6 protein-coding genes are annotated in these 8,658 nt (G+C 44.7%); 2 read left to right on the top strand and 4 right to left on the bottom strand.

Features of this window, described 5'->3' with window-relative positions; all coding sequences use genetic code 11:
• Positions 1 to 31 precede the first annotated feature (31 nt).
• Together F0229_RS20465 and F0229_RS20470 are read right to left on the bottom strand one after the other, a co-directional pair.
• Entirely contained in the window at positions 32 to 1,708 is a 1,677-nt protein-coding gene (locus F0229_RS20465; protein ID WP_171733574.1) for a GTPase family protein, read from the bottom strand.
• Complete coding sequence (locus tag F0229_RS20470) at positions 1,695 to 2,810, bottom strand: YcjF family protein (protein ID WP_017063633.1); 1,116 nt, start codon at positions 2,808 to 2,810, stop codon at positions 1,695 to 1,697. Before F0229_RS20470 ends, F0229_RS20465 begins: the two co-directional genes overlap by 14 nt.
• 239 nt (positions 2,811 to 3,049) lie before the next feature.
• Here F0229_RS20470 and F0229_RS20475 point away from each other — a divergent pair, with 239 nt between their 5' ends.
• A complete protein-coding gene (locus F0229_RS20475; protein ID WP_171733575.1) occupies positions 3,050 to 3,562 on the top strand; it encodes a peptide-methionine (S)-S-oxide reductase in 513 nt (170 codons plus the stop codon).
• 166 nt (positions 3,563 to 3,728) lie between these two features.
• Here the strand turns inward: F0229_RS20475 and F0229_RS20480 are convergent, their stop codons facing one another.
• Complete coding sequence (locus F0229_RS20480) at positions 3,729 to 5,345, bottom strand: polysaccharide lyase 6 family protein (RefSeq protein WP_171733576.1); 1,617 nt, start codon at positions 5,343 to 5,345, stop codon at positions 3,729 to 3,731.
• 85 nt (positions 5,346 to 5,430) lie between these two features.
• On the bottom strand, positions 5,431 to 7,203 hold the full coding sequence (locus F0229_RS20485; RefSeq protein ID WP_171733577.1) for a transporter: 1,773 nt from the start codon (positions 7,201 to 7,203) through the stop codon (positions 5,431 to 5,433).
• 508 nt (positions 7,204 to 7,711) lie between these two features.
• Here F0229_RS20485 and F0229_RS20490 point away from each other — a divergent pair.
• Positions 7,712 to 8,323, top strand: coding sequence for a toxin-antitoxin system YwqK family antitoxin (locus F0229_RS20490; RefSeq protein ID WP_171733578.1), 612 nt, complete (start codon positions 7,712 to 7,714; stop codon positions 8,321 to 8,323).
• Positions 8,324 to 8,658: the final 335 nt, after the last annotated feature.

The raw sequence follows: 8,658 nt of genomic DNA on the forward strand, positions 1-8,658 counted from the left end.
CCTCACCAGAACCGTATTCGCAGTGAATGACTTACTTCTTCTTCACGGCTTGCTTGATGGCCATTTCAGCCAGTTTTGGTGTCGCCGCTTTCAATACGCTGGGTGCCACCTTCTTACCCACTTTGACTGCTTTATTCAGTTGGCCTTTAACCGACGAGCCTCTTTTCATGGCTTCTAAACGTTGGCGGTTTCTCTGAACGTTATTTGCGTCAGCGATACGCTCTATCAACGTCTGCCTTAAACTATCTAAACCAAACTGTACCTTTTCTGGCGCAATCGCCAGCGGTAACACGATATCGGTTTGCAGCAATATATGATTGTATTCGAGCGCTTGAGCAATGATCTTTGCTTTGGTCGATGTTGGATTCTCTAAGTCATACGGTGGCTGCCAATCGTCTACAGGTTTTAATCGGTCTACCTGATTCACAACCGACACCACAATCGGCTTCTTGCGTGAGATGTTCTTAGGATCGTCATAGAAAGCATCAAATCTATCTTTCAATTGCTTATCCAAATCACGCGCAGATTGATTGGCTTTAAGCACCCATAGCACCACATCGGCTTGGGTCATCTCTTTCAGCATTAAGGCTTCGGTTTTAGGGTTGCCATCAAGCCCTTGAAGATCAACCACGCGAACATCATTGTCGTCGACAAATGCGTTGTATACGGTTGAAGTGTCGGTTGATGGCAGTACATCCACTTCAGCTACCAACTCTTGCTTAAGCGCATTGATAAGCGAAGATTTGCCAGAGCTGGTTTGCCCCACCAGCACGATTCGCACGGGTTCTAGTTCAGGAGCAAAGCGTTGTTCGTCGAGTTCAGAAACATCGGACGCTTTCAATGCTTCATCTTCAATGCTGAAACGCCCGCTATAGAGATCAATCGCCACCGCCGCGACTTCATCTAACAAGGCTTGTTTGGCCGCGTATTGCATGTCATCAACCACACCTCTTGTCATTGAAGATGTCGCTTGCTCTCTACCTAAATCAGAAACAACTTTTAGCGGGTTCAAATAGAGGTTTTTGAGGTGATTCCCCCAAATAGCGGCCTTAACGATCTTCTGCCCTAGCTCGCCATATTTGTCATAGGCTTCGTAACCCGCTTTGATGTAAGAAACCTTGAGATACTCAATGCCGGGTATATGCTCTCGCACTACCAATTTGTAGCGTCGGCTTACCTCTTCAAACAGCTTTAGTCCTTCAGGAATCGAGAAATCGAGCGATTTTTTATCAAACTTTCTCGCAACAAATTCAAGTACCTCTAAACCGGTTTGGTCTAGGTTGCCCCACTCTATGTCGACCATTAATTGTTGGCGTACATGGTGTTTTGAATCATTCCAAATCGACAGTTCTTTTTGAGACCAATCAGCCGAAGCCTTAACCAATGCATCGTTGATATCAGCTTTTTTATGCTGTGATTCAGCTTCAGCAGTATCCTCGCCAAGGCCGCCACTCTCTTTATTCGAGAAAGACTCTTTATTTGAAGAGCGGCTTGAAGAACGGCTAGAAATGAATAAAGGAATGGTGAACACCAAGGTACTCACGGCAATGGCAATCGACATTTCGAGTAGATAACCGTATTTGATCGCCAAGAAGACACCAAAACCCATCATGATAATGCTTGGGAAGATCGCCGAAATCAGGGCAATGCCCCAGCGTCCGCTCGATAGCACCGCCAGTAATCGAAATAGGTTTCTAATTTTCTTCATAACCCGACGCCGCCTTTCCTTTTTTCAGAGATTCTTTGTAGATCTTCTGCATCTCTTGTTCAGACACTTCTTCACCTTTGTTCTTATGATAGAAGTAAAAACAAGCCGCGCGACCTAAACCATAAGAGGTGCCGAAACTCATTGCCGCTGCAGCCACCGCACCTACCGTTTGACCATAAACTGGAATCAGCTTTATCAACTGTCGAGTGCCCAGCTTCATTCCGTATTGCAAAGCAAAGCTGCTTCCCAGAGTGCCTATCAACTCACTAAAGACTCTCTTATTCCATTCGACCCCATATTGATTGGCCAAGCTGTGAAGCATTTTGGCTTGAATCGCAGGTACCGACACCAAACCAACACCCGGAATCAGGTCACTCGCTGCGGCACTTCCTGCATACCAAAGCACTTCGTTTTCTACTTGATCAAAGTTGGCTTCTTCTTGCGTGGAATGTTCTTTGTCTTGCACCATCATTCCTATCACCGGAAGAATACTGCTCAGCTTTTCTAACAAGATGTCATAGTTGTAAACCGCTTCGCTGTTAGACATAGCGTTGTCATCCGTTTCGAAATCGACCGCTACCGATTCAAACTCTTTACCCCAAGCCTTCTCTACTTGGTTGGTGTTGAACTGAATTTGCCTTGCTCGATCTGGTTCACTGGAAGACAACACCGCCGTATGAACCAGCAACAAGTGTTTAATCTTCTTCTGTTTCTTAATCTGTTTTAGAGCCGTAAGCACAGCGGATTGTTCAGGTTCGTCGGCTTTCATTACAACGACTAACGCATTACCTGCCTGACCAATCTCTTCCAAATCCTCTTTCGCATCGTAATTCGCTTCGCTGAGTCCTCTGGTATCAAGAAACCTCATCACGGGTTTGTCTTGCGGAAACTCATACGACATCGCCGTCATGGTACAAGGCGCAAAACCATTGCCCACTTCTACAGAAGAGTCGCCCGTGACCGCTTGAATAAACGATGACTTGCCCGCCCCCGTTTTGCCCAACAGCCACAATGTAGGAAGATGCTTGCGCTGATATTCATGAGCCTGAGTCAAGTCTGGGTTCTTGCTCGGATTAATGAAGTCTTTTATTTGATCAAACATGTTTAGAGTAGCGCTCACTTGATGTTGAGATTCGAGTTGATGACAAAGCAATACTGACTTATATAATCACAAATCATATTAAACTTATGTTTGTTCAGTCGCACAGGTTTACAATGCCTAAACGCTTGTTTTTATTTGCGCGCTCATTTTTATAGACGCTTTTTTATACGTACGGGTATCATCGTATTGATTCGGGTACCTAACGAACATCAACAAACACAGAGAGCTCAAAGAGAAGTATGGAACAAATTTATTTAGCTGGCGGCTGCTTGTGGGGTGTACAAGAATTTATTAAGTACGTTCCTGGTGTTATCAGCACAGAAGCAGGCCGTGCTAATGGAAGCGCCCAGCCAACAGAGAACAAAGCGACACAAAGCGACGGCACACAAAGCGATTACAATGGCTACGCGGAGTGCGTACAAATTGAATTTGATCCAAACATCACGTCAGTCACGATTTTGATGGAACACTTGTTTGAGATTATCGACCCTTACAGCTTGAATAAACAAGGTGTCGATGTCGGAGAGAAATACCGCACAGGTGTATACAGCACTAATGCAGAACACTTAACCGAAGCTAAGCACTATATTTCTTCAAGAGATGATGCCGACCGTATCGCTGTTGAGGTGTTGCCGTTGACCAATTATGTTGCCAGCGACGACATCCACCAGCATCACTTAAGTCACTTCCCTGAAGATCACCACTTATGTCATATCCCTTGGGATCTACTGCATAAGTATAAATCACAGTAGTCTCGACGTAAGATTGAGATGATCACGACCTAAGATCAATAAAGCCTCAACAGACATTATCTGTTGAGGCTTTTTAAGTGTTATGGTCAGGACAGCTATCGTGAATTGATTTGGTAGCTCAAGCCATTAACCTTTAGCCATTAGCCATTAACCATTAACTAATAAATTACTTAGTCGTATTCTCAAGCACGTAGTCTGGACCCGCTGTTTCAGCTGTCACAACCGCAAGTTTAGACACGTCTGCGCCTTCACCTTGGTAAGCGTTAATGCCATTTTCTACAACGACTTTTGGTAGCTCAACCGAGTAGCCTTCGATCAGTTCAGAATCCGTTACTTGACCTACGTAAGTTTCGTCTGTGTAGGTTGCGCCGACTAATGGGTAATCTTGCGTTGCACGCACACTTACAAACTCAGGAGATTGCGAGTTATCAACCACGTTGTGTTTGAACGCCACATCAACGCCCGCATAAATGCCTTCCACTTCTGCGTTGTCAAACAAACTTACACGGTGGCTTTGGTTGCCGTAAACAATGCCCCACTCAGTGTCGACTAGAGAGTTATTCTCGATGGTGATGTTTTTCGGTGTCCACTGCTTGTTCAGCTCTTTGCCTTTCACCGATTGATCTAGCTGCTCACCATTCGCTACGTCGATAATACCTGTGTTAATAACAATGCCGCCACGTAGGTCAGCGTTGCCTTCAATCACACCATCACGACCACGAGTGTTGGCAATGTAGTTATTGCGAATCACATGATCTTCATCGTAGATACGAATGCCGCCCGTTAGGCGCTTTCCATTGCCAAGAATCATGTTGTTCTCAACTGTGTTGCCTTTACCGTGGCGCAGTGAAATAAGAGCTGCACTTTGGAAGATCGTGTTGCCTGAGATCGTGTTGTCGCCCGACTTAATCGAGATAAGCTCACGCTCACCATCCATATCGATCATTAGGTTGTTCACGAACTTAGAACTTGAATCCCACTGTGAAGATTTAGAATCACCAATACGGATCGCTTCCCAGCTGTTGCCGTTGTAACGAATCGCTTCTTTGATGTCGAATTCGTTGAACTGGTTAGGCTTTTGATCCATGAAGATGTTGTTTGCGATCAGGTGGTTGTCTGCTGTGTCATCTTTTTGCACACCAATCAAAGTGCCGCGTTTTTGCTTACCTTCGAAACGGTTGTTGATGACTTTGCCGTCTTTACCCCATAGAGAAACCCAAAGGTACTTTGGATACTCAGAACGACGCTCGTCTGGCTCGTACGTGTAATCGTGGTTGAAGTAGTAGAATGTTGAGTTTTGAAGCGTATTGCCATTACCCATCATACGAACTGCGCCAAAGCGTTCGTTAGGACCGCCCTCAGTAAATACCAAGCCATCAAGCGTGATGTCATCACCTTTCAGTTCAAACTGAATCAAACCAGTGATCCACGCAGAACCTGCTTGCTCGGCCTTGATAGTGATGTCATTCGCCGTGATCGTCACTTGACCTAAGTTCGCGTATTTACCGGCAGGGATCACCAGTTCGTCGCCATCTTTTAGGTTTTCAAATTGTGCTTTAAGCGCAGCCACTTGCTCTTCCGAAGCAACGGCTAAAGTGTCGCCATCTACCTCTGTTAAGCGGTCACTGCTCAATAGGTAACTACGGTCAATTTCGCTAACAGCAGGCGTAGCTTGTTCAGCGACACTGACTACGGGTGCTGTTTTTTCTTGTGTTGTACAGCCTGTTGCAAAAGCGAGTGCGAACGCGCTAATAATGCTTACCGATAATAGTTTTTTGTTCATCGTACATCTCACATTAAAGTTTGGATTATAAAAATGACGACCACCCGTTCAGGTGGCCGTGATGTTATTTAGGATGCGTATTAAATTAGCCTTCGGCTGGAGTCACTTCGTCTTGTTGCTCGACTTTGTCATCGACTGCTTTAACAAGTAACAGACCAACAGAGAACACAATCAAGCCACACAGAACGAATACCATGCGTCCCCACATTGGGTTTGGCAGTACGAACATAGTCATTACGCCCACACCCGCTACCGCGATAAGTGAACCCAACATACGACGTTGCTTGTTATCCAGTTTCTTCTGTTCATTACTTTCAGCAACTAGTGGCGTCGCTAGGTTGTTGAAGAACTTGTCTACGTCTTTCTCACGGTGCTCAGCAAGAGGCTTGTAGAACAGTGTTGAAAGAACAAAGAAGCCAGCAGTAAATATGATGTGACCGATAAGGCCGATAGCCACTTTCAGGTCAGCCCACTCACGGCCAGTTAGTTCATTTAGACCGAACCAGTTTTGAATCATGTCCGCAGTGATAACGAAACCAACGAAGTAAGAAACCACACCACCTACAACTAGCGTGCCCCAACCTGCCCAATCCGGTGTTTTACGGATGAAGAAGCCACAGAATGCTGGAATTGTCATTGGGAAGCCGATCAATGCGCCCACGTACATCATGGTGTCGAAAAGGCTCAGACCTTTAAGAGAGTTGATGAACAGAGCAACCAAGATGATCGCGATACCGAAGAAGGTAGACGTTAGTTTAGAAACAACCATTAGCTCTTTCTCTGTCGCTTTAGGACGAAGAATCGGCTCGTAGAAGTTCTTAACGAAGATACCTGAGTTACGGTTTAGACCTGAGTCCATTGAAGACATTGTTGCTGCGAACATAGCGGCAATCAGAAGGCCAACCATACCTGCAGGCATGTATTCTTGAACGAAGTAAAGGTAAGCGAAGTCAGCGGCTTTGCTGCCAGCTTCTGGGTAAGCAGCTGCTAAATCAACACCTTGACCAGCCATGAACCAAGAAGGCATGAACCAGATGATTGGACCAAGCGTCATTAGTACACAAGCAAGCAGTGCTGCTTTACGTGCGTTGTTTGAATCTTTTGCAGCAAGGTAACGGTAAGAGTTAAGCATGTTGTTGGTAATGCTGAACTGCTTTAAGAAGATGAACACAGCCCAGATGCTGAAGATGCTCATGTAGTTAAGGTTGTCACCCGTGATGAACGAATCCGTTGGGAAGTCGCTAATGATCTGCGTAACACCGCCACCGTGGTAAATAGCAACGACTGCACATGTCACCGTTACTGCCATGATGATAACCATCTGCATAAAGTCAGATGCGATTACCGCCCAAGAGCCGCCCGTCACTGACATAATCAGTACAACCAGACCCGTTAGGATAATCGTTGTTGTCATATCAAAGCCGAAGATACCCGATGCGATGATTGCTAGACCATTCAACCAAATACCTGCAGAGATAACGCTGTTTGGCATACCAGACCAAGTAAATACTTGCTCATTCACCTTACCAAAACGCATACGAATCGCTTCAATTACCGTCACAACACGCAGTTGACGGAACTTCGGAGCGAAGTAAAGGTAGTTCATTAGGTAACCGAATGCGTTCGCGATGAAGATAATCGCTACGGCAAAGCCATCGGTAAAGGCTTTACCTGCTGCACCAGTAAATGTCCAAGCACTGAACTGAGTCATAAATGCGGTTGCACCTACCATCCACCACAGCATATTACCTCCCCCACGGAAGTAATCACTTGTCGTACTTGTAAACGTTCGAAACATCCACCCTATCGCAATTAAGAATAGGAAGTAGATGCCAACTATCAGGGTATTGAGTTCCATCGTTAGACCTTTTATTTATGTTTTTTTGTTGAGGTCACTATAAATAAATGGCAAGTATATTTGTACTACAATAATCCAAATACGTGACAATGATCTTACAGTCTGACACTCAATTAATCATACAAGTGATCGAGTTAAAAGTTGCACCACCTAGGAGCGCAATTCCTCAAGTCAGTGCAGTTATCCGCACTAAATTTCGACCAAACCCCGAAAAACATGAATAAAGTCTCTAAAAATCGAAGATTCATCGTTAAAAACTATTATTCTTGACGATCAAAGCTTAAAGAAGAGCAGCAAAAATATCGTTAGATATAATTTATAAAAATGAATTAAACCAATATATTTGTAGTACAAATAAGATCGATAATTTGCTTTTAAAAGTTCCCTATATTAGGCAGCCAATAATGAAAACTTGAAAACCACTATTAGATACTGACAGGGATACACGGAAGTGAAATGCTTTTAACACACCCGTTACACTTTCCCCGTCCAATAAAAAGGTGTCATTATGAAGAAATACGTTCCAATCTTAATTGCTCTTAGTACGGTATCTTCTATGAGCTATGCAGCAACACCGCGTGAAGATGCTGTTGACTACTTACAGATGCGTAAAGGCGTGGCTTACCAAGTAAACCATTCAAAACCTTTCACTGGTCAATTTGAAGAGAAGTTCGATAACGGCCAAGTCGCGACCCAAGCTCAGTTTGCCGATGGCTTAGAACTTGGGCTAGAAACTAACTGGTATCCGAATGGCCAAGTCGCTTCTAAAGTGAATTACGTAAAAGGTGAACTGCAAGGCAAAGCTGAAACCTGGTATCCAAACGGACAGAAAAAAGCAGAACTCAATTATAAAGACAATGAACTATCAGGCACCGCCTCTCGCTGGTATCCCAATGGGGAACAAAGCCTGACAGCTGAATACAGCGACGGACAAAAAGATGGATTGGTAACGGACTACTACCCGAACGGTAATAAGGCCAGCCAAGCGCAGTTTGATGAAGGTGAAGTCGCGAACGGAAAACTTACTCGCTGGAATACTAACGGTGACAAAGTGGAAGAACTGACCTTTAAAGATCACAAAGTCACCTCTAAACAGGTGTGGATGCCTACAGAAAGCTAAGCCTCAAGAACAGCTCTCACGGAGCTCTTTGATATAACTAAACGCCTGCTGTTAAAGTTTGCAGCTACACGTCTGCAACTAAGAGACAAGAGAAGAGAAGAGAAGAGAAGGGAAACGAACATTCATGTGATTAAGCGTGAATGTTCGTGGCTTTGATGCTGTAACAGACTCACTTGAGCGTGTTGTCATCAACCTAAAAGCCTATTCTTAAGCCGCGGTTTACACGCTTATTGAGGGTGTCCCGAATTCTGTGTAACTGTCTAGACTTAAGCCTTTAAGGCTAAGGATGGACAATATGGATAAGAAAGCACTTGAAGCGTTTGCTCGTGAAGCAG

The sequence above is a fragment of the Vibrio sp. AIC-3 genome, assembly GCF_013114515.1.
GTDB classification, from domain to species: domain Bacteria; phylum Pseudomonadota; class Gammaproteobacteria; order Enterobacterales; family Vibrionaceae; genus Vibrio; species Vibrio crassostreae_C.